Origin of the sequence: Thauera aromatica (genome assembly GCF_023093595.1) — a bacterium.
Lineage (GTDB): Bacteria > Pseudomonadota > Gammaproteobacteria > Burkholderiales > Rhodocyclaceae > Thauera > Thauera aromatica_A.
Genome location: NZ_JALLIK010000107.1, coordinates 1 through 24,472 on the forward strand (window position 1 = coordinate 1; position 24,472 = coordinate 24,472).

The 24,472-nt window shown below is 63.9% G+C and carries 26 protein-coding genes; 1 reads left to right on the forward strand and 25 read right to left on the reverse strand.

Annotated elements, in window-relative coordinates:
- Positions 1-201: 201 nt before the first annotated feature.
- From MXC99_RS12685 to rpoE, 18 genes are all read right to left on the reverse strand, one after another.
- Entirely contained in the window at positions 202-1,299 is a 1,098-nt protein-coding gene (locus MXC99_RS12685; RefSeq protein ID WP_247725803.1) for an AAA family ATPase, read from the reverse strand.
- Positions 1,299-2,318, reverse strand: coding sequence for an SIR2 family protein (locus MXC99_RS12690; RefSeq protein WP_247725804.1), 1,020 nt, complete (start codon positions 2,316-2,318; stop codon positions 1,299-1,301). Before MXC99_RS12690 ends, MXC99_RS12685 begins: the two co-directional genes overlap by 1 nt.
- Positions 2,319-2,320: 2 nt before the next feature.
- Complete coding sequence (locus MXC99_RS12695; protein ID WP_247725805.1) at positions 2,321-3,682, reverse strand: restriction endonuclease subunit S; 1,362 nt, start codon at positions 3,680-3,682, stop codon at positions 2,321-2,323.
- Positions 3,672-5,390, reverse strand: a complete 1,719-nt coding sequence (locus MXC99_RS12700; RefSeq protein ID WP_247725806.1) for a type I restriction-modification system subunit M — start codon at positions 5,388-5,390, stop codon at positions 3,672-3,674. The genes MXC99_RS12695 and MXC99_RS12700 overlap by 11 nt, the downstream gene beginning before the upstream one ends.
- A 186-nt stretch (positions 5,391-5,576) precedes the next feature.
- Positions 5,577-5,975 carry a holo-ACP synthase gene (gene acpS, locus MXC99_RS12705; RefSeq protein WP_247725807.1) on the reverse strand — a complete coding sequence of 133 codons (399 nt, stop codon included), beginning with the start codon at positions 5,973-5,975 and terminating at the stop codon, positions 5,577-5,579.
- Positions 5,976-6,003: 28 nt separating this feature from the next.
- Positions 6,004-6,759: a pyridoxine 5'-phosphate synthase gene (locus tag MXC99_RS12710; RefSeq protein ID WP_247725808.1), complete on the reverse strand. Its 756-nt coding sequence runs from the start codon at positions 6,757-6,759 to the stop codon at positions 6,004-6,006.
- Complete coding sequence (gene recO / locus MXC99_RS12715) at positions 6,759-7,511, reverse strand: DNA repair protein RecO (protein ID WP_247725809.1); 753 nt, start codon at positions 7,509-7,511, stop codon at positions 6,759-6,761. The genes MXC99_RS12710 and recO overlap by 1 nt, the downstream gene beginning before the upstream one ends.
- A gap of 15 nt (positions 7,512-7,526) precedes the next feature.
- Positions 7,527-8,459 carry a GTPase Era gene (era, locus tag MXC99_RS12720; RefSeq protein WP_247725810.1) on the reverse strand — a complete coding sequence of 311 codons (933 nt, stop codon included), beginning with the start codon at positions 8,457-8,459 and terminating at the stop codon, positions 7,527-7,529.
- Positions 8,456-9,127, reverse strand: a complete 672-nt coding sequence (gene rnc, locus MXC99_RS12725; RefSeq protein ID WP_247725811.1) for a ribonuclease III — start codon at positions 9,125-9,127, stop codon at positions 8,456-8,458. Before rnc ends, era begins: the two co-directional genes overlap by 4 nt.
- Before the next feature lie 4 nt (positions 9,128-9,131).
- Complete coding sequence (locus tag MXC99_RS12730; RefSeq protein WP_247725812.1) at positions 9,132-9,494, reverse strand: DUF4845 domain-containing protein; 363 nt, start codon at positions 9,492-9,494, stop codon at positions 9,132-9,134.
- A 142-nt stretch (positions 9,495-9,636) separates the two neighbouring features.
- Positions 9,637-10,425, reverse strand: coding sequence for a signal peptidase I (gene lepB, locus MXC99_RS12735; protein WP_247725813.1), 789 nt, complete (start codon positions 10,423-10,425; stop codon positions 9,637-9,639).
- A gap of 46 nt (positions 10,426-10,471) precedes the next feature.
- Positions 10,472-12,268, reverse strand: a complete 1,797-nt coding sequence (gene lepA, locus MXC99_RS12740) for a translation elongation factor 4 (protein WP_247725814.1) — start codon at positions 12,266-12,268, stop codon at positions 10,472-10,474.
- A gap of 67 nt (positions 12,269-12,335) precedes the next feature.
- The gene (locus MXC99_RS12745; protein WP_247725815.1) at positions 12,336-12,614 is read right to left on the reverse strand and encodes a glutaredoxin family protein; all 279 of its coding nucleotides are present in this window, start codon (positions 12,612-12,614) and stop codon (positions 12,336-12,338) included.
- Positions 12,611-14,047, reverse strand: a complete 1,437-nt coding sequence (locus MXC99_RS12750) for a DegQ family serine endoprotease (protein WP_432654254.1) — start codon at positions 14,045-14,047, stop codon at positions 12,611-12,613. The genes MXC99_RS12745 and MXC99_RS12750 overlap by 4 nt, the downstream gene beginning before the upstream one ends.
- Positions 14,044-14,514, reverse strand: a complete 471-nt coding sequence (locus MXC99_RS12755; protein ID WP_348772099.1) for a SoxR reducing system RseC family protein — start codon at positions 14,512-14,514, stop codon at positions 14,044-14,046. The genes MXC99_RS12750 and MXC99_RS12755 overlap by 4 nt, the downstream gene beginning before the upstream one ends.
- Positions 14,511-15,482 carry a MucB/RseB C-terminal domain-containing protein gene (locus tag MXC99_RS12760; protein ID WP_247725816.1) on the reverse strand — a complete coding sequence of 324 codons (972 nt, stop codon included), beginning with the start codon at positions 15,480-15,482 and terminating at the stop codon, positions 14,511-14,513. The genes MXC99_RS12755 and MXC99_RS12760 overlap by 4 nt, the downstream gene beginning before the upstream one ends.
- Complete coding sequence (locus tag MXC99_RS12765) at positions 15,479-16,027, reverse strand: sigma-E factor negative regulatory protein (protein ID WP_247725817.1); 549 nt, start codon at positions 16,025-16,027, stop codon at positions 15,479-15,481. The genes MXC99_RS12760 and MXC99_RS12765 overlap by 4 nt, the downstream gene beginning before the upstream one ends.
- A gap of 9 nt (positions 16,028-16,036) precedes the next feature.
- The gene (gene rpoE / locus MXC99_RS12770) at positions 16,037-16,636 is read right to left on the reverse strand and encodes an RNA polymerase sigma factor RpoE (RefSeq protein ID WP_247725818.1); all 600 of its coding nucleotides are present in this window, start codon (positions 16,634-16,636) and stop codon (positions 16,037-16,039) included.
- 231 nt (positions 16,637-16,867) lie between these two features.
- Between rpoE and nadB the strand changes: the two genes are divergently transcribed.
- Positions 16,868-18,469, forward strand: a complete 1,602-nt coding sequence (gene nadB / locus MXC99_RS12775; protein ID WP_247725819.1) for an L-aspartate oxidase — start codon at positions 16,868-16,870, stop codon at positions 18,467-18,469.
- Positions 18,470-18,543: 74 nt separating this feature from the next.
- On the opposite strand, the gene MXC99_RS12780 is transcribed toward nadB, so the two are convergent.
- The 7 genes from MXC99_RS12780 to plsX form a co-directional block, all read right to left on the reverse strand.
- Entirely contained in the window at positions 18,544-19,074 is a 531-nt protein-coding gene (locus tag MXC99_RS12780) for a protein YgfX (RefSeq protein WP_247725820.1), read from the reverse strand.
- A gap of 27 nt (positions 19,075-19,101) precedes the next feature.
- Complete coding sequence (fabF, locus tag MXC99_RS12785) at positions 19,102-20,337, reverse strand: beta-ketoacyl-ACP synthase II (RefSeq protein ID WP_247725821.1); 1,236 nt, start codon at positions 20,335-20,337, stop codon at positions 19,102-19,104.
- Positions 20,338-20,438: 101 nt separating this feature from the next.
- On the reverse strand, positions 20,439-20,678 hold the full coding sequence (gene acpP / locus MXC99_RS12790; RefSeq protein WP_004255952.1) for an acyl carrier protein: 240 nt from the start codon (positions 20,676-20,678) through the stop codon (positions 20,439-20,441).
- 89 nt (positions 20,679-20,767) lie between these two features.
- Positions 20,768-21,517 (reverse strand): 3-oxoacyl-ACP reductase FabG, encoded by a 750-nt coding sequence (fabG, locus tag MXC99_RS12795; protein WP_247725822.1) that lies wholly within the window; start codon positions 21,515-21,517, stop codon positions 20,768-20,770.
- Positions 21,518-21,520: 3 nt separating this feature from the next.
- Entirely contained in the window at positions 21,521-22,450 is a 930-nt protein-coding gene (gene fabD, locus MXC99_RS12800; RefSeq protein ID WP_247725823.1) for an ACP S-malonyltransferase, read from the reverse strand.
- A gap of 36 nt (positions 22,451-22,486) precedes the next feature.
- Positions 22,487-23,452 carry a beta-ketoacyl-ACP synthase III gene (locus MXC99_RS12805; RefSeq protein ID WP_247725824.1) on the reverse strand — a complete coding sequence of 322 codons (966 nt, stop codon included), beginning with the start codon at positions 23,450-23,452 and terminating at the stop codon, positions 22,487-22,489.
- A complete protein-coding gene (plsX, locus tag MXC99_RS12810) occupies positions 23,449-24,465 on the reverse strand; it encodes a phosphate acyltransferase PlsX (RefSeq protein ID WP_247725825.1) in 1,017 nt (338 codons plus the stop codon). The genes MXC99_RS12805 and plsX overlap by 4 nt, the downstream gene beginning before the upstream one ends.
- Positions 24,466-24,472: the final 7 nt, after the last annotated feature.

Genomic DNA, 24,472 nt, shown 5'->3' on the forward strand with positions numbered 1-24,472 from the left:
GCCGGGCGTCAAGACCATCTGGCTCGGCTTGCAGCGCGTCATGGATGCCGCCGCCACCATACAGGCGCTACGCGAGGAGGCCGAGTGACGGGAGTTGTGTATAACGACATGGGTTCAGACCCAAGTCATAGAAGGCTGGTGCCAACACATCTCGCACGAAGGTTTCCTCGGTCTGTCCTTCGCAGACGATACACACGCGCCTCATCGGGTCGGCCTCCCGCCCAGCACGTTGCGCTTCCACAGGTCACCGAGGTTGTAGTCCTCCAGCCATTCCTTCAACTCTTCCGGGTCCAGCCGCCTCAGTACCGTGGCACCACTCTCGCGCTCCACGACCACGACGTCTTGCGGTTCAAACGCGTTGAGCAATTCCACTGACTGGGTTGAAACGATCACCTGCTTGGTTTCCCCCACCTGCTTGAGCATGTCCGCCAGCAGGTTGATGGCATAGGGGTGCAAGCCCAACTCAGGCTCATCAATCAGCACCGTGTCAGGCAGCAGGTGAGTGGGCTGCATCAGCAGCGTGGTCAGGCAAATGAAGCGCAGCGTGCCATCGGAGAGCACATGTGCCTTGTACGGCGTGTCAGGATCAGTCTGCTCGAACCACTCCAGCTCGATGTTTTCGGGCAATGGGTCGCGGATGACAAAACCACCGAAGAAGGGTGCCGCCAGCTTGATGGTGTCCACGATGCGCTGGTATGCATCGGGAAAGGTTTTCTTGAGTTTGGCCAGATACGCCGCCAGGTTATCCGCCGCCGGTTTCAAGCGCAGATTGTCATTGCTGCCATGCGGGCGCTTTACAGCAGCGGAGTCGCCGGTGTCGTGGAAGTGGTACTGCCTCCAGCTTTGCATTGCGGGTCGCACATAGGTGCTCACCGCCTGCTGGTCGTCACGCAACTTGGCCTCATCGTGCGCCGTGCCCAGTGGGATGGCCTTGGCCGTGTAATGGCCATCGATCCAGGTTTCCTCGCGGCTGAAGATCAGACGATTGTCTGCTGTGGGCGTCAGGCTGATGCGATAGCCGTTACTGATCTGGTAGCTGTTTTTCTCGAAATAGATTTCAGCGTCGATCTGCTGCGTACGCTTGCGGCTGCCGTGCAGCAGAGCATCCGGCCCACCTTGCTTCTGCACAAAGGTCTGCAGGTTGCCATCGGCCAGCGCTGCCAGTAGTTTGAAGATACCGATGAAGTTGCTTTTACCTGCGCCGTTGGCACCGATCAGCACGTTGAGGTTTCGCAGTTCGAAGGCTTCCAACTTGGCGATGGATTTGTAGCCACGCAGGGTGACGGTTTTGAGTTTCATCAGGACTCCTCCATCAATGCCAAAAGAAGTGCCTCGATGGATTCATCGTGCTCACCCTCTGGATACCATATCGGAAAAATATTGGCCTTTGCCAATGCCTTTTTGCGCTCGACGCGATCCATCCCCTCCTTCAATTCAAGGAAGGCGTAGTGCTGCGGCAGGGTATATGCCCCTTCTGCAGCAACCACCTGCTCCATTGTCAGAAGCGTGCGGTCCATCAGCAAGCTACATCCGACAAATAGCAGTGACTTGCCAAACAAAAAGCGGGAAAAGAATTTTTTTACGGTGCCAGCATCACCATAAGCTTGCGCATACTCATCACGGAGCAAGACGCGATTGGCAACTGTTTCACATGAGCCGTGTAACTTTAGCAAATATCTGCCCCCGGTACTCAGAATGCGTAACGCCTCTCCTAAATTGCCGCCAAAAACCGGCTGATCAAAGCCTTGTGCTTGCCCCTTAAAGGCAGACTCCAGCAATTTGTCAAAGTTGGTTGTGATGACACTGGATTCTGAAAACACGAGAGGGAACATATTAATTGCACCAATCGCGACACAGTCTCTGTCGAAGCATTCCTGAAGTTGCTTATTAAATAATGCGGGGCCGAGGTCATCGTGAAGTAACTGAGCTGCCCCCTCGTAATCCCCTGCGCCTAGCAGCGACTGCAAATCATCTGCCTTGACGTGCGACTCACACTGCAGATCCCACAGGAATTTCGTCCACCCAGGATACCCGCTGGGCATTGAAAGCCCCGCACCAAGAAAAGGGACAACATTTCGAGAGCCATATGCCTTCTTAAGTGCGCTGAAACGATTTGCATTGTCGTGCGCAGCAAGCACCTGACTCACCACGTCGCGCAAGCTACTTTTTCGCTCCTCCACCCAATCCTCAAAAGACAATTGATATGTTTCCGGTTCTAGCTCTTTCAATATTCGGCTCCGCTGGAAGGTGGAGCCAATGATGTCCACATCCCCTTCGGAGTTGAGATATTCGTGATATTTCGGGCGCCAAAAATCCATGGTCAGCCCTCAACTGTTCTGGATGCTTCAATTTCCCCTGACAGCAACTTGGGGAGCAAGGCATCTCGAGTGGTCGCAAGGGTTGAGCTCTGTGCCGCCAGCGTCTGCATCATTGAAAAAAACGAGGACGCCTTCGCCTCAAAAGCATGGCAAGCATCGTACGGAGGACGCACGATGGGTATCTTCTTGAGGTCGGAAACGTTGATGTACGGCAGGGCGGTGCCTGAGACCAAGGTATTGAAATCGAGTGTGCTGAGCAGCGAATACAAGAAGTACTGTCCAGATTTACCTTCAGCGGGACTGGCTGACATCAAGTTGTTGTCAATGATCGTCGGGGCAGTTAACAATCGCCGTCGATTCGAAATCAGTGCTACCCCAATCTTGGCAAAAACGGTCGCCCCCGAAGGGTGCAACTTCGCCTTCATCTCAGACTGCTGAGATTTGCTGACGTAGTTGTTAGCCGATTGAATGAAGACCTCGTTACCCGCAAGGTTCATATCGCTCACCTTGATGAACGGAAAGTCCCCCTCTGTACTGCCCTGGTGTTCCGGTTTGAACGCGCTGCCCGCCGTAAAGCTGCAAATATCACCAAGCGCACCACAGGCCCACCCCCTCGGAATCTCCCCCAACTCCGACTCTTCCATCTCATCCGGAAACAGCGCGGCGTTGGCGGCGAGTTGGGCGTATTGCTCGGACGGCAGGGCATCAAGTTCGTCGTCAGGCGTGCCGCTGATGGCACTCATCGCAGCGCGCAGCGGGTCTCGGCCCTCCTGTTTGGCGGCGATCTTGGCTTTGACCGGGTCGAAATCGACAAACCACGACTTGAAAATAGCTTGCCCAATGGCTTGGAGGGCTTGGTTGATGCGGCGGTTGACGGTGATTTTGTTGTCGAGCCTACGAAGAACTCCAGCCATCGTGATCTGTTCTTCAATTGGCGGCAACTCGAATTGAAACTGAGCTAACGCGTCCTTATCTCCGCGCGGCATCTTTGCGTCTTTGGATGTTCTGGCGCTGAATTCAGTGAATTTCTCCCAACGGCAAAGATAGTGAAGATAGTTTGAGCAAAGAACGGTTTCGTCTTTGGGGCGAAAGACCAGAACATCGTTTGAACAATGTCCATCAAACTCTGCCTGCCAAACCTTTTTGAAGTAAGTGCGGATATTGGAGAACAGCGTGTCGCCAGTTTTGAACCTCGTCACACTGCCGCTTCCCGGCAAGGTTGCTGCTGTGGTTACACCACCAAAACTCGACAGCATATTTTCAGTGGAAATATATGTCGTAAAGCTCGCGTGCTCAGCTTTGGCTTTTTCGGCAACGAAATTCACTAAATCACCGAAGAATCTTGGTTGATGCTCAAATGCCATATCCCAACCCCGCCAAGTTCTTCTTGATCTCCCCCTCCAGCTTGGCGCTTTCAGCAAACTGCTCCGCGAGCTGCGCCGTGAGCCGCGCCATCTTGTCGGCGAAGACTTCGCCATCGTCCTCTTGCTCTTCAGCACCGACATAGCGCCCCGGCGTCAGCACATGCTCGTGCTTGCGAATGTCGTCCAGCGAGGCCGAGTAGCAGAAGCCCGCCACATCCTCATAGCCTTCACCCAGTTGCCAGGCATGAAAGGTGTCAGCCACCTTTTTGATGTCATCTACCGTGAAATCACGCAGCACGCGGTCTTTCATGTAGCCGAGCTGGCGGGCGTCGATGAACAGAAACTCACCGCGCCGGTCGCGCTTTGTTTTGTTGAGCGCCAGGCCGTTGCGCTTGTCGCGGGTAAGGAACCAAATGCAGGCCGGGATTTGCGTGTTGGTAAAGAGCTGGCCGGGTAGCGCAACCATGCATTCCACGTAGTCGTCCTCGATCAGCTTCTTGCGGATTTCACCTTCGTTATTGGTGTTGCTGCTCATCGAACCATTGGCCAGCAGCAGCGCCATGCTGCCTGCCGGGGCCAGGTGGTAGAGCATGTGCTGCAGCCAGGCGAAGTTGGCGTTGCCTTGCGGCGGCGTGCCGGCGATCCAGCGCGGGTCGCTTGCCAGCTTTTCGTTCCACCACTCCTTCATGTTGAAGGGCGGATTGGCCATCACGTAGTCGGCGCGTAGGTCGGGGTGCAGATCGTTCAGCAGGGTGTCGCCGGGTGCGCCACCAAAGTTGAAATCGATGCCGCGAATGGCCATATTCATGGCGGCCAGTCGCCACGTGGTGGGGTTGCTCTCCTGGCCGTAGACGCTGATTTGGCCGGTCTTGCCATTGGCGACCTTGCCGCCGTGCTCTTCGATGAACTCTTCGCTCTGCACAAAAAAGCCGCCCGAACCCATGGCCGGGTCGTACACGCGCCCCTTGAAGGGCTGCAACATTTCAACAATCAGCGTGACGATGCTCTTGGGCGTGTAGTACTGGCCGCCCTTCTTGCCTTCGGCCAGCGCAAACTGGCCAAGGAAGTATTCATAGACGTGGCCGAGGATGTCCTTGCTCTTGAGGTTCAGCGGCTGGCCGTTGTATTCCTTGCGGTTGAAGTCGGTGTCGGAGAAGTGGGCGATCAGGTCGGCCAGTTTGTGGCTGTCGATCTGGGTGCGAGCGAAGTCCTTGTTGAGCACGTTCTTGAGTTTTTTCTCGTTCTCGCGCTCGATGGCCTCCATCGCGTTGTCGATCAACCAGCCGACGCTGCGCATCTCTTCCGGCTCGTCCTTGCCCGGTTTATTCCATGGCAGTGGGGCTTTGGGTGGCAGTTGGGCGCAGTCGCGCAGGGTTTGCCAGCGCGCTTCCAGCGGCACCCAGAACACGTTTTTTTCGGTGTAGTAGTCGCGGTTTTCCAGTTCAGCGACGAGGTTTTCTTCGTACTCCTGTGTACCCGCGCCGCCACACTCGTCTAGAGCCATGTAGTAGTCGTGGTCCGGGTTCTGAAACTGCTCGCGCAGTTCTTTGTTCCGTTCTTCAAAAGCATCAGAGACGTACTTTAGAAAGATCAGTCCGAGCACCACGTGCTTGTAGACGGCTGCGTCGAGGTTGGAGCGCAGCTTGTCGGCAGCAGTCCAGAGTTTTTTTTCGAGGTCGGTGAAAAACTGCTGTTCTACTGGATTCATGCTTCAAGCTCGGAAAAGGGAATTTTTGAGACGACTGCCTGATCTCGGGCAAGCGGCGGAGCCGGAAGTCGCCGCTCCACTCAGCAGGAAAGCATACCCATCGCAATGGGTGCTTGCCATCTTCAACCGACTCAACAGACCGGAAGCGTGCGGAAAAGGTATCCAACACGACCCAGATCGTGGTGATCAGGGAAAATCGGGGCGCGCCCCAAACCGCTCTATCAACGCGAACGCAATGATGTGCTCGTCCTCGTCGCTGATGCTGAGGTGGGCGCGCAGCGCGTGAGTGTGCATGTAAGCGGCGAGGCGCGCGTCGTAGCGGTATTCGGGCTTGCCGCGCGCGTCGTGGCCCACGGCGACCGCGTGCAGGGTGGCGGGAACGGCGACGCCGGTGCCGAGCGCCTTGCCGAAGGCCTCCTTGGCGGCGAAGCGCTTGGCAAGGAAGCGCGCGGGGTCGCGATGTGCGCGCCAGGCCTCGACTTCAGTGTCGGCGAGGATGCGCAGGGCGAAGCGCTCACCGTGGCGCTCGAGCGCCTGGCGCACGCGCTCGATGCGGACGATGTCGGTACCGATGCCGTGGATCATGACCTTTCTCCCGCCCGCGCGCCCAGGCTCAGCGGCTGCGTGCCGCGCCTTCGCGCATCAGGCGTTTCATTTCGGCGACCGCCTCGCGCAGGCCGACGAAGACTGCGCGGCTGACGATCGAATGGCCGATGTGCAGTTCGCGCACGCCGGGCAGGCGCGCGATCGGCTGCACGTTGTAGTAGTTGAGCGCATGGCCGGCGTTGAAACGCATGCCGAGGCGGCGCACCGCTTCGCCGGCGATGCGGATCTTGTCGAGCTCGGCCGCCACCGCCGGCGCCTCGGCATCGCGCCCGGCGGCGTGGAAGGCGTGGGCGTAGGGGCCGGTGTGGATCTCGCACACGCGCGCGCCGATGCGGGCGGCGGCCTCGATCTGCGGGATCTCGGCGTCGATGAACACGCTGGTGACGATGCCGGCGTCGGCCAGGCGGGCGATCACGCCCTTCAGGCGTGCCTCCTGGGCAAGCACGTCGAGCCCGCCTTCGGTGGTGATTTCGTGGCGGCCTTCGGGGACCAGCATCGCCATCTGCGGCTTGGTGCGGCAGGCGATGGCGACCATCTCGTCGGTGGCGGCCATCTCGAGGTTGAGCTTGACTTGGGTGAGCTCGGCGAGGCGGCGCACGTCCTCGTCATGGATGTGGCGGCGATCCTCACGCAGGTGGATGGTGATGCCGTCGGCGCCGCCGAGGTGGGCCTGCACCGCGGCCCACACCGGGTCGGGCTCCCAGGTGCGGCGCGCCTGGCGCAGGGTGGCGACGTGGTCGATATTGACGCCGAGTTCGATCATCAAAGCTCCTGCAGTTCCTTCAGCACCCGGCGCGACTGCAGCGGCTGGCCGCCCAGGGTGTGGTTGATCAGCACGCGCAGCAGCTGCTTGGACTGGAGCAGCGTCTCCGCGCGGGTAAAGTCGTTGGCTGCCATGTCGAGCAGGGTCTGTCCGGACACCAGCGGCTGCTCGCCGAGTGCGGCGCCCCCGTCCTGCTCTTGTTCGAGGATCTCCAGCCGCACCGGACCACGCTCGATTATATAAAGGTAGCGCGCATCGGGCTGCAGTCCGGAGCCGGTCGCGGCATCGGTGGCGAGACCGACCTCGTAGCCCAGATCCTGCAGCAAGGCCAGCTCGAAGCGGCGCAGGATCGGCGACTCGGCCTCGCCGCGGGCGAGCGCGCCCACCGCGTCGGCATAGGCGGCGAAGAGGCGCGGATGGGCGTCCTCGCGCGCGGTCAGGCGCAGCAGCAGTTCGTTGAGGTAATAGCCGCAGAGCAGCGCCCGCCCACCCAGCAGGGGCTGGCCGCCGAGCCATTCGGCGCGCGCCAGGGTCTTCACTTCGCCCCCGCCCGACCAGTCGATCAGCAGCGGCTGGAAGGCCATCAGCACGCCGCGCAGCTGCGAATGCGGCCGGCGCGCGCCTTTCGCCACCAGCGCGACCCGGCCATGGTCGCGCGCGAAGAGGTCGACGATCAGGCTGGTTTCGCGCCACGGCAGGGTGTGCAGCACCCAGGCGGGCTGCTGCTCGATGCGCTGTCTCGGGCCGGCCATCGTGCACCGCCGGGCTTATTCGTAGCCCAGGCTCTTCAGCGCGCGCTCGTCGTCGGCCCAGCCGCTCTTGACCTTGACCCAGACCTCGAGGAAGACCTTGCCGTCGAACAGCTTCTCCAGCTCGACGCGGGCCTCGCTGGAGATGCGCTTGAGCTTTTCGCCGCCCTTGCCGATCACCATCGCCTTGTGGCCGGGTTTGTCGACGATCACCGCGGCGTGGATGCGGCGCAGCCTGCCTTCGACTTCGAACTTCTCGATCTCGACCGCAATGCCGTAGGGCAGCTCGTCGCCGAGCAGGCGGAACAGCTTCTCGCGCAGGAATTCGGAGGCGAGGAAGCGCTCGCTGCGGTCGGTGACCTCGTCTTCCTCGAACATCGGCACGCCGACCGGCAGCAGCGGGGTGGCCGCCCTGACCAAGGCGGTGACGTTGCTCCCCTTCTCCGCCGACAAGGGCACGATCTCGGCGAATTCGCGCTGCGTGCGCACTTCGTCGATGAATGGCAGCAGGCGGGCCTTGTCCTTCAGCTGATCGACCTTGTTGATCACCAGGATCACCCTGGACGACGCGGGGATCACCGTCAGCACCTTGCGGTCATCGTCGGTGAAGCGGCCGGCCTCGATGACGAAGAACACCAGATCGACGTCGGCCAGAACCTGGGAGACGGTGCGGTTCATCGAACGGTTGAGCGCGTTGCGATGATGGGTCTGGAAGCCCGGCGTATCGACGAACACGAACTGCGCCCGGTCCTCGGTGAGGATGCCGGTGACGCGGTGGCGCGTGGTCTGCGCCTTGCTGGAGACAATGCTGATCTTCTGCCCGACGAGGCGGTTGAGCAGCGTCGACTTGCCGACGTTGGGACGGCCGACGATGGCCACGAAACCGCAGCGGAACGCTTCGTCCGCAGCGGCGTCCGCCGCCGAAGCGGGGCGGGAATGCTCTTGGTTCATTTTTTCCTCACGGCGGCGAGCGCGAGCTCGGCCGACTGCTGTTCGGCGATGCGCCGGCTGGAACCGCGCCCCAGGGTGCGCACGCCGAGCCTGGGGATCTCGCAGGCAACTTCGAATTCCTGCGAGTGGGCTTCGCCCAGAACCTGCACCATCGTGTAGGTGGGCAAGGGCATCCTGCGCCCCTGCAGCCACTCCTGCAAGGCGGTCTTCGCATCCTTGCTCGGCTTGCGCGGATCGACTCCGGCGAGCAAGGGCGCGTACAGGCGGTCGATGACCCCTTTCGCGCAGGGAAAGCCGCCATCCAGGAACACCGCCGCGAACACCGCTTCGAGGGCATCGGCGAGGATCGACGGGCGGCGGCTGCCGCCGGACTTGAGCTCGCCCTCGCCCAGGCGCAGGCAGTCGCCGAGCTCGAGCGCGAGCGCGATGCGGTAAAGCGCGTCCTGGCGCACCAGCGAGGCGCGCACGCGCGACAGCTCGCCTTCGCGCAGCTCGCCGAAGCGCTCGAACAAGGCGATCGACATTACGCAGTTGAGGATGCTGTCGCCGAGAAACTCGAAACGCTCGTTGTTGGGCAGGCCGAAGCTGCGGTGCGTCAGCGCCTCCTGGAGCAGCCCGGAATCGGTGAACACGTGGCCCAGGCGGGATTGAAGCTGGTCGGTCGTCATCGGTTCAACGGCCCTCGCTGCGGGCATGCAGTTCGACCAACAAACTCAGGTTCGCCACCAGTGGGACGGTACGGCTATAGCCGACCTCGATCCGGGTGCGGGGGCCGGACTTGTCGATCAGCAGATCGACTCCCGATACGCTGGAGACGTCGTCGATCTGGCCTCGCCGGTCGAAGCTGCGGCGCAGTTCCAGGGCGGACATGCCCTTGTCGCCCTCGTCGGCGAGTACGTTGACGATGCGCTTGATCGCCAGGTACTCGTTGATCACCGGCACCGCGCGAAAACCAATCGTCAGCACGAAGGCGGCGAACGCACCGACGACGAGAACGCCGAGCAGGCTCAGCCCGCGTTGGGATTTCATGCGCATGGTTTCCTCCCTTTCGTCGGAGCGGGTGATTGAATCCGCCGTCCCGCAAGCGGCTGCGGGCCTGCACTCGAGAACACGCAGGGCCGCCCCGGGTTTTCCCGTCCCCCGCGGGGGCGGAAGCGGCAAAGCCGTTTCTGGGGGCTCAGTGAAAACCGCCGATCCGTTTCATGTCGCTGAAATTGAACCAGATGAAGAAGGCGCGGCCAACAATGTTGTCCTCGGGAACGAAACCCCACACCCGGCTGTCGCTGCTGGCGTCACGGTTGTCGCCCATCACGAAGTAATGCCCTGCGGGCACGGTGCAGCTCACTCCTGCACTGGTGTAGGTGCAGCTTCCGCGCTGCGGGAAATTCATCACCTGCGGCACGAACGCCGGCGCGTCACGCTCGATCAACACCGCGTGTTCGCGTTCCCCGAGCTTTTCGGTGTATTGCGGCGAATAGTAGAGCCGGTCGGGGTGCAGGTAGTTGCCCGCGCTCTCCAGCGGCACGGTTTCGCCATTGATCCGCAGGCGCTTGTTCAGGTATTCGACCCGGTCGCCGGGCAGGCCGACCACGCGCTTGATGTAGTCCAGCGATGGATCGGCAGGATAGCGGAACACCATGACGTCGCCGCGTTGCGGCGCACCGATGTCGATGATCTTCTTGTTGATCACCGGCAGACGGATGCCGTAGTTCCATTTATTGACGAGGATGAAATCGCCCACCAGCAGGGTCGGGATCATCGACCCGGACGGGATCTTGAACGGCTCGACGACGAAGGAACGCAGCCCGAACACGACCAGGATCACCGGAAAGAAGCTCGCCCCGTACTCCACCCACCACGGCGCCGGCGTGCCGGCCGGGCGCAGCTTGCGCGCATGGAAGCGGTCGAAGAGCCACAGCACGCCGGTGGCGACGAGCAGCAGGAAGAGGATCAGGGCGAAGTTCATGCGGTTTCCGTCGTCAGCCGGCGGCGGCGCCGCACGGCGGGTTCGATCACTTGCCTTCGTCGGTGCGGAGCACGGCGAGGAAGGCTTCCTGCGGAATCTCGACGTTGCCGACCTGCTTCATCCGCTTCTTGCCTTCCTTCTGCTTTTCGAGCAGTTTCTTCTTGCGCGTGATGTCGCCGCCGTAGCACTTGGCGAGCACGTTTTTGCGCAGCGCCTTGATCGTCTCGCGGGCGATGATGTGCGAGCCGATCGCGGCCTGCACGGCGACGTCGAACATCTGGCGCGGGATCAGCCCGCGCAGCTTGGCGGCGAGTTCGCGGCCGCGGAACTGGGCGCTGGCGCGGTGCACGATGACCGACAGTGCATCGACCTTCTCGCCGCCGACCATCATGTCGAGCTTGACCAGGTCGGCGCTGCGGTATTCCTTGAACTCGTAGTCGAGCGAGGCGTAGCCGCGCGAAACCGATTTCAGCTTGTCGAAGAAGTCCATCACCACTTCGTTCATCGGCAGTTCGTAGACGAGCTGCACCTGGCGGCCGTGGTAGCGCATGTCGATCTGCGCACCGCGCTTCTGGTTGCACAGCGTGATCACCGGGCCGACGTAGTCCTGCGGCAGGAAGATCGTCGCGGTGATGATCGGCTCGCGGATCTCCTGGTACTTGCCGACCTCGGGCAGCTTCGCCGGGTTCTCGATGCGGATGACCTCGCCGCTGTTGAGCACGACCTCATAGACCACCGTCGGCGCGGTGGTGATCAGGTCCATGTCGAACTCGCGCTCGAGGCGCTCCTGCACAATGTCCATGTGCAGCAGGCCGAGAAAGCCGCAGCGGAAGCCGAAGCCCAGGGCCTGCGACACTTCGGGCTCGAACTGCAGCGAGGCGTCGTTGAGGCGCAGCTTCTCGAGCGAGTCGCGCAACTGGTCGTACTCGGAGGATTCGACCGGGTAGAGGCCGGCGAAGACCTGCGGCTTGATTTCCTTGAAGCCGGGCAGCGGCTCGGCGGCCGGCTTGTTCGCCAGGGTCACGGTGTCGCCGACCTTGGCCGCCTCCAGTTCCTTGATGCCGGCGATGATGAAGCCGACCTCGCCGGCGCAGAGCTGCTCGCGCCCCACCGAGCGCGGCGTGAACACGCCGACCTGGTCGCACGGATACTGCGCCCCGGTCGACATCAGCAGGATGCGGTCCTTCGGCTTGAGCACACCATCGACGACGCGCACCAGCATGACGACGCCGACGTAGTTGTCGAACCAGGAGTCGATGATCAGCGCCTTCAGCGGGCCTTCGGGCTTGCCTTTCGGCGGCGGGATGCGGGCGACGATCGCCTCCAGCACGTCCTCGACGCCGAGGCCGGTCTTGGCCGAGCACAGGATGGCCGCGGAGGCGTCGACGCCGATGACGTCCTCGATCTCGCTGCGGGCGTTGTCCGGATCGGCCGCCGGCAGGTCGATCTTGTTGAGCACCGGCACCACCTCGACGTCGAGGTCGAGCGCGGTGTAGCAGTTCGCCACGGTCTGCGCCTCGACGCCCTGCGAGGCATCGACCACCAGCAGCGCGCCCTCGCAGGCGGCGAGCGAGCGGCTGACCTCGTAGGAGAAGTCGACGTGTCCCGGGGTGTCGATGAGGTTCAGGTTGTAGACCTGCCCATCCTTCGCCTTGTAGTGCAGCGCCGCGGTCTGGGCCTTGATGGTGATGCCGCGCTCGCGCTCGATGTCCATCGAGTCGAGGACCTGGGCCTCCATCTCGCGGTCCGACAGGCCGCCGCAGAAGTGGATGAGTCGATCGGCCAGGGTCGATTTGCCGTGGTCGATGTGGGCGATGATGGAAAAATTGCGGATATGGTTCATGCGAAACGAAAAGGGTGCCTTGCAGCACCCGTTTCGGAATAAGTTGGATGTGTCGGGGGTGACCTCGTCAAGGCCGCGATTCTAGCGGAAAACCGGCGCAATAAGCGCGCACCGCGGCTTCGTCGAGGTGGTAATGGCACAGTTCGCGTTCGCCATGCAGCAGCACCGGGACCCATTCGTTCCAGCGTGCTTCAAGTCCGGCATCCTGGTCGACGTCGAAAACCTCGACCTTCCAGCCGAATTCGGCCGCGATCGGCTCCAGCGCCATCACCAGATCGTGGCACAGATGGCACCACTGCCGGCTCATCACGGTAAACACGGGCCCCGGGCCGGCAGCAAGCTTCATCGCGCTGCCCGCAGGCTGACGTAGGAGCTCGCGTCGCCGCGGCGGACGAGCAAAGTGATCGGCTGCCCCGGCTCGAGCGCATCGGCGATGCGATTGAATTCAGCCACCGTGCCCAGCCGCTGCCGGCGTCCGTCCACGACCATCCCCAACACGAGATCGCCGGGCGCGATCTCGGCGCGCGCGGCAACCCCCTGCGCGCGCAGGACGACCAGCCCCTGCTCGATGCCCCGCTCGCGCCGCTGTGCCAGTGTCGGCGCGACCAGGACCAGGCCGAGGCGGTTCGGCGCGGAAGCCGCATGCGGCCTGCTGCCCGCGCTGGCGGCGCTTTCCGGGTCCTGCCACTCGCCGACCGCGAGCTTCAGCACCTGCGGCTTGCCGTCACGGAAGACGTCGACATCGACCGTCGCCCCGGGGCGCGCGGCGGCGACGATGCGCGGCAGATCGGCCGAGTTTTCCACACTGCGGCCATTGAAGCGCAGGATCACATCGCCCTGCTCGATGCCACCGCGCGCCGCCGGCCCGCCCGCTTCGACCATGCTGACCAGCGCCCCCGCAGCCCGCGGCAGCCCGAAGCCGTCGGCCAGATCGCGCGTCACTTCCTGAATCGAAACCCCGATCCGGCCGCGCTGCACCCGCCCATGGGTCCGCAGTTGCTGCTGCACATCCATCGCCACATCGATCGGAATCGCGAACGACAAGCCCATGAAACCGCCGGTGCGGCTGTAGATCTGCGAGTTGATGCCGACCACTTCGCCGCGGAGGTTGAACAGCGGCCCGCCCGAATTGCCGGGATTGATCGCGACATCGGTCTGGATGAAGGGAACGAAATTTTCGTCGGGCAGGCTACGCCCTTTGGCACTGACGATACCGGCGGTCACCGACTGCTCGAAACCGAACGGCGAACCGATCGCCAGCACCCATTCCCCCACTTTCAGTGCGTCCGGGTCGCCGAGCACGACATGCGGCAGGGCGCCGGCCTTGATGCGGATCAGGGCAACGTCGCTGCGCGCATCCGCGCCGACGACCTCCGCACTGAACTCGCGCTTGTCGGCAAGGCGCACGAGAATCTCCTCGGCGCCCTCGACGACATGGGCATTGGTCAGGATGTAGCCGTCCGCGCTGACGATGAAACCCGAGCCGAGCGACTGGTTGTCCGGATCGGCGTCCGGGTCGGGCGATTCGGGAAGCCGGGGCACGAAGCGGCGGAAAAAGTCGAACATCGGATCCGACTCGTCCAGCTCCGGCAAAGAAAAAGGAACTCGGGACCGCTCCGCATGTGCCTGGGTCGTGCTGATATTGACCACTGCGGCCCCCTGGTGCTCGACCAGGCGGGTGAAATCGGGCAGCGCCTCGATTTCGACGGCCGATACCGACGCCACAACCAGCGCCATGGCCAGCATCGCAAAGGCCTGGCGCAGGAAGGAACGGATCATTGCGACCCCTGCGGCGGCAGCATGCACGCGCCATCGGGCGCCAGTTCCAGGCGCAGATGGCTGCGCCAGTTCCGGCTCCGGGTCAGCACGCGATTCAACGTCCAGGCCAGGAGCAGCCCTGCCGCGCCACCTGCGACCGCGTAGAGATCGCCCCCGCCCTCGGGAGCGAGCAGGCTGCCGGTGGCGGCACCGGCGAGCAGCAACAAGGTGCCCAGTCCGTAACTGACGAGCGCGGCGTTGAGCGGCGCCCCGTCGGGAATGCTGATCAGAACCCGGTCCCCGGGGCTGACCGGAATGCTCGCCGGCAGCACGAATTCGCCCTGCGGCGGGCCGAACACGTGGGAGATCTGCACCGAATGACAGCCTCCCGGCTCGTCACACCGCCCACAGCCGCCGGCCCGGTCGGTAAGCTTGAGCCAAACCCGACCGTGCTCGACGCGCAACACTTCTGCACGTGCCTGCATCATTGCCCCACTGGTTGAATGCTGTCGCCGATCCGGCGAACGGCGCGCTCGGGCGCCTCGCCCAGCGCGGTGATCATATGGCCGCCGAGGGTGCGCTTGTAGATGTTGATCGCGCCGGTGGAAACAGGGCCGAGGCCGGCGGCCGACCCCTCGCCGGCCGGCTCGATGAACACCGAGATCGCTGCCAACCCATCGCTGAAGACCATATGCACGGCCTGCCCGCGGTCACGGCCGAGCGGCCGCTGCATCACCGAGCTGAGGCTGTAGCCGGGCAGCGTCTCCACAAGCCCCCAGCCGCTGTCGTTGCGCGGCATTCCGCTGGCACGCGCATCGACCACCCGCCAGCCGTCTCCCGGCGCAAACCGCGACTTCAGCAAATCGGAATCGACCTCCCCCCCGATCCTCACGTCGCTGAAGGCGAACTGTTCGATGAGCTCGCCGCGCTCGTCCAGCATGCGCGCCTTGAGCAACAGGCCACTCTTCACCTCCGCCCACAGGACATGCCCGTAACGCAGGTCGTCACGAGGCTCGAGGACCAGCGCCTGCGCTTCGTAGCCGGCAATGCGTCCGAGCTCGCCTTTGCGGATGCGGTAATTTTCCGCAAGCCCCATCGGAGAAAGAGGCAGCCGGGCAGGAAAAGCCCTGCGCCCACCGGCTGCCTCGTCGATGATCACGGTGCGCTCGTCGGGCAGCACGCAGCGCACCTCGTTGCCGCGGCGGATGATTTCGCGCGGACTGCCATCGAGCACTTCGAGCCGCTCATGCTCTCCGTCGGCATCGACACGGTGGGCGATGCGCGAAGTTTCCACCTGCGCGCCGGACTGATAAACGAAAGTGCCGACGTAATTCAGGCGCTGCCCGGCCGTCGCGACCCGGCCCAGCCAGGACAGCGGATCGACAGGAGCTTCAGCATATGCCGGCGCCCCCGCCAGCAGGGCGCAGAAACACAGTACAGCAGGGAGAAACCTCATCTGCCCGCACCCTGGCGCTGCTCGGATACGCTCCGTACATATTGCAGCCCGGCCGGAACCGGCCCGCCGCCGCTGATCCCCCGGTGAGCGAAGACGTATTCGCGCAGCGGATCGTCCTCGCCGGCCCGCGGCAAGGCGCCCTGTCCCGCCGCCAACTTCGTGATCTGGGCCGGAGCCGACACCGCCGCGAGCCGGGCCACGGCAGCGTCGTCCCGCGAATACAGGGTCGCGGCGACCAGCCCCACTGCCGCCACGCCCATCACCGAGGCTGCAACCGGCAGCATCGACGACCATGCCGCGCGGCGCGCGGAGCCGACACTCGCCACTGCAGGGGCGAATACCACCGGCTCGCGGTCGAGATTGGCCATGACGCGCTCGGCGAAACCGGGCAAGCAGTCATGCTCGCCACGCAGTGCGTCGCCGATCATGCAGTACGCGTCCCACTCCTTGCGCAGCTCGGGATCGCGCCGCAACTTCTCGAATACCGGGGCGATCGCATGATCTTCGAGCTCGCCGTCGAGCAGGGCCGACACTGTGTCCTTCATCCTTGCCACCTACCAACGTTTGTCCGGGGCCGTATCCAGCAAGGGCCGCAGACGTTCTGCAATCGCTTCACGCGCGCGGAAAATCCGCGAGCGTACCGTCCCTATCGGGCATTCCATGATGTTGGCGATCTCCTCGTAGCTGAGGCCTTCGAGTTCGCGCAACATGATGGCGGTCCTCAGTTCCTCGGGCAGTGCGTCCATTGCCTGATCCACGGTTTCGCCGATCTGGCGCGTCATCAGCAAGCGCTCGGGCGTGTTGATGTCCCGCAACTGGTCGCCATCCTCGAAGGTTTCGGCCTCCTCGGAATCGAAACTCGTGGACGTGGGTGCTCTCCTGCTCTGGGATACCAAGTAGTTCTTCGCCGTGTTGATACCGATCCGGTACAACCAGGTATAGAACGCACTGTCTCCACGGAACGAACCCAGCGCACGGTAAGCCTTGATGAAGGTTTCCTGCGCCACGTCCTCGACTTCGGCAGGATCACGGATCAGGCGCGACAGCAGCCGGTTCAGCTTGCGCTGGTATTTGGATACCAGCAAGCCAAAGGCCTGTTTGTCGCCGCGCTGTACGCGCTCGACGAGCTGCTGATCGAGCACTCGGTCGCTCATGGAGTGAAGTGTTTCCCCGGATATTCGAATGACAAAACATCCGGATTATAAGCGAGCCGCCGCAGGTTCTGCAGAAATCGGAGGTACTCGGAAAGACACGCCCCCCCGTAATTAGTTCATGCCCGCCCCAGGCGGCGCAGCGCCCCCCCTTTTTCCGGCCCGCAGCACCTGCACTCGCCGTAACGGCGGTGCGTGCTATATTTGCGGACTTCTCTCGAGTCGGGTGACATCTTGCTCAAACAGTACGACGTGCTCATTCTTGGCAGCGGCACCGCCGGCCAGTCCATCGCCCTGCGCCTCGCCGACACGCTGCGAGTCGCGCTCGTGACCAAGCGCGAGCTCTCCGACAGCGCGAGCAACTGGGCCCAGGGAGGGATCGCCGCCGTACTCGATACCACCGACAGCATCGAAGCGCACATCCAGGACACCTTCACTGCCGGCGCCGGCCTGTGCGACCCGGGCGCGACCCGTTTCGTGGTCGAAAACGGCAAGCGCGCGATCGACTGGCTGATCGAGCGCGGCGTCCCCTTCACCCGCGAACCCGACTCGGAATTCGGCTACCACCTGACTCGCGAGGGCGGGCACTCCCACCGCCGCGTCATCCACGCCGCCGACGCCACCGGCGCCGCGGTGCAGCTGACGCTCAGCGCTCAGGTGCGCGCCCACCCCAACATCGACATCTACGAGCACCACATCGCCGTCGACCTGGTGCTCGGCGACAAGGTCGGGCAGCCGGGCGCGGGCTGTCTCGGCGCCTACGTCCTCGACATCGCCGCAGACGAGGTCGTGACCTTCAGCGCCCGCAATACCGTGCTCGCCACCGGAGGCACCGGCAAGGTCTATCTGTACACGACCAACCCGGACGTGGCCACCGGCGACGGCGTGGCCATGGCCTGGCGTGCCGGTTGCCGGGTGGGGAACATGGAATTCATCCAGTTCCATCCGACCTGCCTGTACCACCCCCAGGCCAAGTCCTTCCTGATCTCCGAAGCCGTACGCGGAGAAGGCGGCCTGCTGAAGCTGCCCGACGGCACCCGCTTCATGCCCGAGCACGATCCGCGGGCCGAGCTCGCGCCGCGCGATGTTGTCGCCCGCGCAATCGATTTCGAAATGAAAAAGCGCGGCATCGACTGCGTCTACCTCGACATCAGCCACAAGCCCGAAGCGTGGCTGCGCGAGCATTTCCCCAACATCCACGCGCGCTGCCTTGAACTGGGGATCGACATCAGCCGCGAGCCGATTCCGGTCGTGCCCTGTGTGCATTTTTCCTGCGGCGGCATCGTCACCGACCTGTCCGCACGCACCGACGTTCCCGGCCTGTACGCCGTCGGCGAAGCGGCCTTTACCGGCCTGCACGGCGCCAACCGCCTGGCAAGCAACTCCCTGCTCGAATGCCTGGTGTTCGGCGAGGCCGCCGCGAAGGACATCCTCGCCCAGCCTCATGGCCGGTTGCCGGTCCTCCCCGACTGGGACGAGAGCCGCGTCACCGACGCCGACGAGGAAGTGGTGATCGCGCACAACTGGGCGGAACTGCGCCGGGCCATGTGGGACTACGTCGGCATCGTGCGCACGACCAAGCGCCTCAAGCGCGCCCAGCACCGCATCCGCCTGCTCGAGCGCGAGATCCACGAGTTCTACACCAACTTCCGCGTCAGCAACGACCTGATCGAACTGCGCAACCTGGTCACGACGGCCGACCTGATCGTGCGCTGCGCGCTGCGGCGCAAGGAAAGCCGCGGCCTGCACACCTCGCGTGACTTTCCCGACACGCTGGCGCGCGCACGCAACACCGTCCTGCGCCCGCGCCCACCGCGCAAGAAAACCGGAAGCTGAGCCGCTCGCGCCGGGCCTTTTCCTCAGGCGCATGCGCAGAGAGCCCGACCCCGGCCACGCCGCCCATCCACATCTCAACCTCCGGCTTCGCTGCGCAAAGCCGTGTGACGCAGCCAGATCCTCAGCCACCGCCACTGCGCGCCCGGCAGGTTCGCGCGCAGGAGCATCACTCGCCTCCCGTGCGCCAAGCCCCTCCCCTGGCGGGGCGGCAGCGCCCCGTCTTCGCACGCGCTCGCTTCTTCAGCCCCAGGCTCGACCCGAAGATGGAGCCACAGCGCCCAGCCGAGATCGACGGCATCAACACCGAGGCGGCACAGCAGCGTCCGCCCCTCGGCGGTCGACACTTCCACCGCGCCGTCCTCGAACAGCCGCAACGCGGTCCCGCGCTTGCCGAGTTCGGCGCGAACGCCGAGCAGCAAGGAGACGACGAGCAGCCCCCAGGCCACTGCGGCCACGGCGCCATGGCCTTCGTCCGGAACCGCCGTGGGCATCTGCATCGCGAGCGGCACATGGAAAAGCGTCAGTGCGGCCGCAGCATGCACGGCCAGCACTGACGCCAGGACCCCTCGCGAAGGGGAGAGTTCGATGGTCAGCGGCAGATGCATGGAGCGAACGCCACATGCATCGACACTTCAGACGCGACGGAAGACGAGCGTTCCGTTGGTGCCGCCGAAGCCGAAGTTGTTTTTCAGCGCGATATCGATTTTCATTTGCCGCGCCACGTTGGCGCAGTAATCGAGATCGCACTCCGGGTCCTGGTCGAAGAGGTTGATCGTCGGCGGCGAAATCTGGTGATGCACCGCGAGCACGGTAAACACCGACTCCAGGCCGCCGGCGCCGCCGAGCAGATGCCCGGTCATCGACTTGGTCGAGTTGACCACGAGTTTTTTCGCCGTATCGACGCCGAACGCGAGCTTGATCGCATCGGTCTCGTTCTTGTCGCCGAGCGGAGTCGAAGTGCCGTGCGCGTTCAGGTACTGCACTTCGTCCGGATTGACACCGGCGTTCTTCATCGCATTGATCATGCTGCGGCGCGGCCCGTCGGTATCCGGCGCAGTCATGTGGAAGGCATCGCCGCTCATGCCGAAGCCGGCAACTTCAGCATAGATCTTGGCCCTGCGCTTGAGCGCGTGCTCGTACTCCTCGAGCACCAGCACGCCGGCGCCTTCGCCGAGCACGAAACCGTCGCGCCCCTTGTCCCAGGGACGGCTCGCAGTGGCAGGATCATCGTTGCGCGTGGACAAGGCTTTGGCCGAGGCGAAGCCGCCGATCGCCAGCTCGGTGACGGTCGACTCCGCGCCGCCGCACACCATCATGTCGGCGTCGCCATACTCGATCATTCGCGCACTCATGCCGATCGCATGAAGACCGGTGGTACACGCGGTCACCACCGCAAGATTCGGCCCTTTCAGGCCGAACATGATCGAGAGGTTTCCCGAGATCATGTTGATGATCGTGCCGGGAATGAAGAAGGGGGAAATCTTGCGTGGGCCGCCGCCGAGGAAATCGTTGTGGGTATCCTCGATCATCGGCAGGCCGCCGATGCCCGAACCGATATTGACGCCGATACGATCGGCGTTCGATTCGTCGATCTGAATGCCGGAATCGCGGATCGCCTGGACGCCAGCGGCCATGCCGTAATGGATGAATACATCCATGCGGCGCGCCTCCTTGGGCGAAAGATAGGCAGCGACATCGAAATCCTTCACTTCACCCGCGATGCGCGATGCGAAGCCGCTGGCATCGAAACGCGTGATCGGGCCGACACCGCTCTTTCCGGCAATCAGGTTTTCCCAGGCTTCGGGAACAGTATTGCCGACCGGCGAGATCACGCCCAGACCGGTGACGACGACTCTACGACGCGACACAGGCAACTCCGTTGGAATCGATAAGGAAGAATGAGAACCTGCCCGGAACCGCGTGGACGGCAGTCACCGGACAGGAAACGCTGGAACAGCGCGTGTATTGCTTACTTCTTGAGGTGGGCGTTGACGTAGTCGATCGCCTGCTGGACGGTGGTGATCTTCTCGGCCTCTTCGTCCGGAATCTCGCACTCGAACTCCTCTTCCAGGGCCATGACCAGTTCCACGGTGTCCAGCGAATCCGCGCCCAGATCATCGACGAACGAAGATTCGATCTTGATCTCCGATTCGTTCACGCCAAGTTGCTCAGCGACGATCTTCTTGACGCGCTGTTCGATGTTCTCCATGAACCAACTCCTTCCTGAGGGTGACAGGTGTATTTAAAAAGCCGGCGTATTCTACCAAAACGCCGGGGAACCGCTATCCCGAACCTTGATCAGGACATGTACATACCGCCATTGACGTGCAGGGTGGTCCCCGTCACGTAAGCAGCGGCAGGCGATGCGAGAAACGCGACCGCGCCGGCGATCTCTTCCGGGCGCCCCAGACGTCCCAGGGCGATATTGCCCAGGAGCGCGTCGCGCGCCGCTTCGGGCAACGCGCGCGTCATATCGGTGTCGATGAAACCGGGCGCCACGCAGTTGACTGTGATGTTGCGGCTGCCGAGTTCGCGCGCCAGTGCACGGCTCATGCCGGCCACCCCGGCCTTGGCCGCAGCATAGTTGGCCTGGCCGGGATTGCCCGCGCTCGCCACCACCGAAGTAACGTTGATGATGCGCCCGCTGCGCGCCTTCATCATTCCGCGCATTACCAGCTTGCTCATGCGGAAGACGGCACGCAGGTTGGTGTCGAGCACCGCGTCCCACTCTTCGTCCTTCATCCGCATCGCGAGGTTGTCGCGGGTGATGCCGGCGTTATTGACCAGGATGGCGATCGCGCCGAAGCGCTTTTCGACCTCGCCGACGAGCGCCTCGCAGGCCGCGCCATCGGTGACGTCGAGCGCCATCCCGGTCCCTTTCAGCCCCGCTTCGGTGACGGCCTTTTCGATCTCCGCCGCGCCGGACTCCGAGGTCGCAGTGCCGACCACGGTCGCCCCCAGGCGGGCCAGTTCGAGCGCCACGGCACGACCGATGCCGCGCGATGCGCCGGTGACCAGGGCGACCTGCCCTTCGAGTGAGAAGCTCATTCCTTACCTCGTTGCCGCAATCGATTGTTCCAGGCTCGCCGCGTCGTGCGCGGAGCCGCCTTCCACGTCCTTGGCGATGCGCTTGGTCATCCCCGCCAGCACCTTGCCCGGACCGCACTCGATGACGTGGCTCATGCCGCGTGCGGCCATCGCCTGCACCAGCTCGATCCAGCGCACCGGCGAGAAGGCCTGGCGCACCAGCGCGTCGCGGATCTTCTCCGGTTCATCGTAGATGGCGACATCGGCGTTGTTGATGACGTCGATTTCCGGCTTCGAAATCGCCACGCCGGCCAGACGTCCGGCCAGGCGCTCGGCCGCCGGGCGCATCAGTGCACAGTGGAAGGGCGCGGACACCGGCAGCAGCACGGCACGCTTGGCGCCTTTGGCCTTGGCGAGTTCGCTCGCACGCTCGACCGCGGCCTTGGCACCGGCGATCACGATCTGGCCGGGGGCGTTCAGGTTCGCGGCCTCGACCACCTCCCCCTGCGCCGCTTCCGCACAAGCTTCGCGCACCGCATCGGCTTCCAGGCCCATCACCGCAGCCATGGCACCCTCGCCCGCCGGCACCGCTTCCTGCATCGCCTGGGCGCGGAAACGCACCAGCGGCACCGCGTCCTTGAACGCCATCGCCCCCGCCGCGACCAGTGCCGAATATTCACCCAGGCTATGGCCGGCGACCATCGCCGGCTTCGTGCCACCCGCTGCCAGCCAGGCGCGCCAGGTCGCCACCCCCGCGGCCAGCATCAGCGGCTGGGTATTGACGGTCAGGGCCAGGCGCTCGGCCGGGCCGTCGCAGACCATCGCCCACAGATCCTCGCCGAGCGCATCCGATGCCTCGGCGAAGGTGTCTCGAATCACGGTCGAATCCCCATACGCGGCCATCATGCCGACGGACTGCGACCCCTGGCCGGGAAAAACCAGCGCAAATGCCATGCCTGCTCTCCGCTTGTCAGAAATGCTGGTGAGAAATCAGAAATCGATCAGGGCTGCGCCCCAGGTGAAACCGCCACCCACGCCTTCCACCACCAGACGCTGGCCGCGACGGACCTGGCCGCTGCGCACCGCTTCGTCGAGCGCGAGCGGGATCGAGGCCGCCGAGGTGTTGCCGTGATGATCGACCGTGGTGACGACGCGCTCCATCGGCAAGCCGAGGCGCCTCGCCGTCGCCTGGATGATGCGGATGTTGGCCTGATGGGGAATCAGCCAGTCGACGCTGTCGGCCGGCGCCCCGGCCTGCTCCAGCACTTCCAGGGCGACGTCACCGAGCACCTTGACCGCGAATTTGAACACCGCCTGCCCGTCCATGCGCAGGAAGGGGTCACCGATCACCTGGCCGGATGCGACGCCGCCGGGCACGCACAGGATCGGATGATGGCTGCCGTCGGCGTGCAGCGCGCTGGCGCGGATGCCGGGCTGCGTCGAGGCCTCGAGCACGACCGCGCCGGCGCCGTCGCCGAACAGCACGCAGGTGGCCCGGTCCGACCAGTCGAGGATGCGCGAGAACACTTCGGCGCCGATCACCAGGGCGCGCGTGTGGCTACCGGAGCGGATGAACTTCTCCGCCACCGTCAGCGCATAGACGAAGCCGCTGCACACGGCCTGCACGTCGAACGCGGGGCCACCGTTGCGGATCCCGAGCTTGGACTGCACCAGGGCGGCGGTACTGGGAAAGATATAGTCGGGCGTCGATGTGGCGACGATGATCAGGTCGATGTCGTCGGCCTCGCAGCCGGCAGCTTCGATTGCGCGCTCGGCGGCGGCACGGGCCAGATCGCTCGCCCCGACATCGGCAGCAGCGAGGTAACGGCTGCGGATTCCCGAGCGGCTGACGATCCACTCGTCCGACGTATCGATGCCGCGCGCGACCAAGTCCTCGTTGCTCACCGGGTTGCCCGGCAGACAGCTGCCGGTGCCGGCGATCCGTGCGTAGATCATGCCTTCACCTCATTCATGCTCGCCATGCGCTCGGAAATGCGCTCGATGAGCCGGTTGGATGCCGCCTCGGCTGCACGCGACAGCGCGTTCGCAAAGGCGAGCGCATCGGCCGAGCCGTGGCTTTTGAGAACGACGCCGCGCAAGCCGAGCAGCGGGGCACCGTTGTACAGCCGGTGGTCCACCCGGCGCTTGAAGCGCTTGAGCACCGGCAGCGCGATCAGTCCCATCAGCTTGGCCGGCAGGGAGCGACCGAACTCTTCCTTGAGGAAGGCGCCCAGCATCTGGGCCAGCCCTTCCGAGGTCTTCAGTGCCACGTTGCCGACGAATCCGTCGCAGACGACGACATCGACCGTCCCCTCGTAGATGTCGTTGCCCTCGACGTTGCCGTAGAAATTCAGGCCGCTGCCGCGCAGCAGTTCACCCGCCTCCTTGACCACGTCGTTGCCCTTGATCGCTTCCTCGCCAATGTTCAGCAAACCGACGCTGGGGCGATCCTTGTGTTCGATGGCCGCCACCAGCATCGCTCCCATGATGCCGAACTGGAGCAGATGCTCGGCCGAGCAGTCCACGTTGGCGCCGAGGTCGAGCATGTAGGTGTGGCCCTTCATCGAAGGAAGGATGGTGGCGATCGCCGGCCGGTCGATGCCCGCCAGCGTCTTCAACACGAAGCGCGAAATCGCCATCAGCGCGCCGGTATTCCCGGCCGACACGGCAGCATCGGCATTGCCCGCCTTGACCAGGTCGATCGCCACCCGCATCGAGGAATCCTTCTTCGTGCGCATGGCGATCGCAGGCGGATCGTCCATCGCCACGACTTCGGAGGCGGGCTGCAGTCGCAGGCGCGAACCGAAGTCGGCCGCCACCGTACCGAGCAGAGGCCGGATCGCCTCCTCCCGCCCCACCAGGATCGCATTGGCGTCGGGATGACTGCGCAGAAAGGACAGCGCAGCCGGCACGGTCACGGCCGGGCCGTGATCGCCACCCATGCAATCGACCGCAATGGTGACCCCCATCGGCATC

Bases quoted from the DNA above. Each gene is read 5' to 3' on its own strand.
- MXC99_RS12685 (WP_247725803.1), bottom strand. From the start codon at position 1,299: ATGAAACTCAAAACCGTCACCCTGCGTGGCTACAAATCCATCGCCAAG.
- MXC99_RS12690 (WP_247725804.1), bottom strand. From the start codon at position 2,318: ATGGATTTTTGGCGCCCGAAATATCACGAATATCTCAACTCCGAAGGG.
- MXC99_RS12695 (WP_247725805.1), bottom strand. From the start codon at position 3,682: ATGGCATTTGAGCATCAACCAAGATTCTTCGGTGATTTAGTGAATTTC.
- MXC99_RS12700 (WP_247725806.1), bottom strand. From the start codon at position 5,390: ATGAATCCAGTAGAACAGCAGTTTTTCACCGACCTCGAAAAAAAACTC.
- acpS (WP_247725807.1), bottom strand. From the start codon at position 5,975: ATGATCCACGGCATCGGTACCGACATCGTCCGCATCGAGCGCGTGCGC.
- MXC99_RS12710 (WP_247725808.1), bottom strand. From the start codon at position 6,759: ATGATCGAACTCGGCGTCAATATCGACCACGTCGCCACCCTGCGCCAG.
- recO (WP_247725809.1), bottom strand. From the start codon at position 7,511: ATGGCCGGCCCGAGACAGCGCATCGAGCAGCAGCCCGCCTGGGTGCTG.
- era (WP_247725810.1), bottom strand. From the start codon at position 8,459: ATGAACCAAGAGCATTCCCGCCCCGCTTCGGCGGCGGACGCCGCTGCG.
- rnc (WP_247725811.1), bottom strand. From the start codon at position 9,127: ATGACGACCGACCAGCTTCAATCCCGCCTGGGCCACGTGTTCACCGAT.
- MXC99_RS12730 (WP_247725812.1), bottom strand. From the start codon at position 9,494: ATGCGCATGAAATCCCAACGCGGGCTGAGCCTGCTCGGCGTTCTCGTC.
- lepB (WP_247725813.1), bottom strand. From the start codon at position 10,425: ATGAACTTCGCCCTGATCCTCTTCCTGCTGCTCGTCGCCACCGGCGTG.
- lepA (WP_247725814.1), bottom strand. From the start codon at position 12,268: ATGAACCATATCCGCAATTTTTCCATCATCGCCCACATCGACCACGGC.
- MXC99_RS12745 (WP_247725815.1), bottom strand. From the start codon at position 12,614: ATGAAGCTTGCTGCCGGCCCGGGGCCCGTGTTTACCGTGATGAGCCGG.
- MXC99_RS12750 (WP_432654254.1), bottom strand. From the start codon at position 14,047: ATGATCCGTTCCTTCCTGCGCCAGGCCTTTGCGATGCTGGCCATGGCG.
- MXC99_RS12755 (WP_348772099.1), bottom strand. From the start codon at position 14,514: ATGATGCAGGCACGTGCAGAAGTGTTGCGCGTCGAGCACGGTCGGGTT.
- MXC99_RS12760 (WP_247725816.1), bottom strand. From the start codon at position 15,482: ATGAGGTTTCTCCCTGCTGTACTGTGTTTCTGCGCCCTGCTGGCGGGG.
- MXC99_RS12765 (WP_247725817.1), bottom strand. From the start codon at position 16,027: ATGAAGGACACAGTGTCGGCCCTGCTCGACGGCGAGCTCGAAGATCAT.
- rpoE (WP_247725818.1), bottom strand. From the start codon at position 16,636: ATGAGCGACCGAGTGCTCGATCAGCAGCTCGTCGAGCGCGTACAGCGC.
- MXC99_RS12780 (WP_247725820.1), bottom strand. From the start codon at position 19,074: ATGCATCTGCCGCTGACCATCGAACTCTCCCCTTCGCGAGGGGTCCTG.
- acpP (WP_004255952.1), bottom strand. From the start codon at position 20,678: ATGGAGAACATCGAACAGCGCGTCAAGAAGATCGTCGCTGAGCAACTT.
- fabG (WP_247725822.1), bottom strand. From the start codon at position 21,517: ATGAGCTTCTCACTCGAAGGGCAGGTCGCCCTGGTCACCGGCGCATCG.
- fabD (WP_247725823.1), bottom strand. From the start codon at position 22,450: ATGGCATTTGCGCTGGTTTTTCCCGGCCAGGGGTCGCAGTCCGTCGGC.
- MXC99_RS12805 (WP_247725824.1), bottom strand. From the start codon at position 23,452: ATGATCTACGCACGGATCGCCGGCACCGGCAGCTGTCTGCCGGGCAAC.
- plsX (WP_247725825.1), bottom strand. From the start codon at position 24,465: ATGGGGGTCACCATTGCGGTCGATTGCATGGGTGGCGATCACGGCCCG.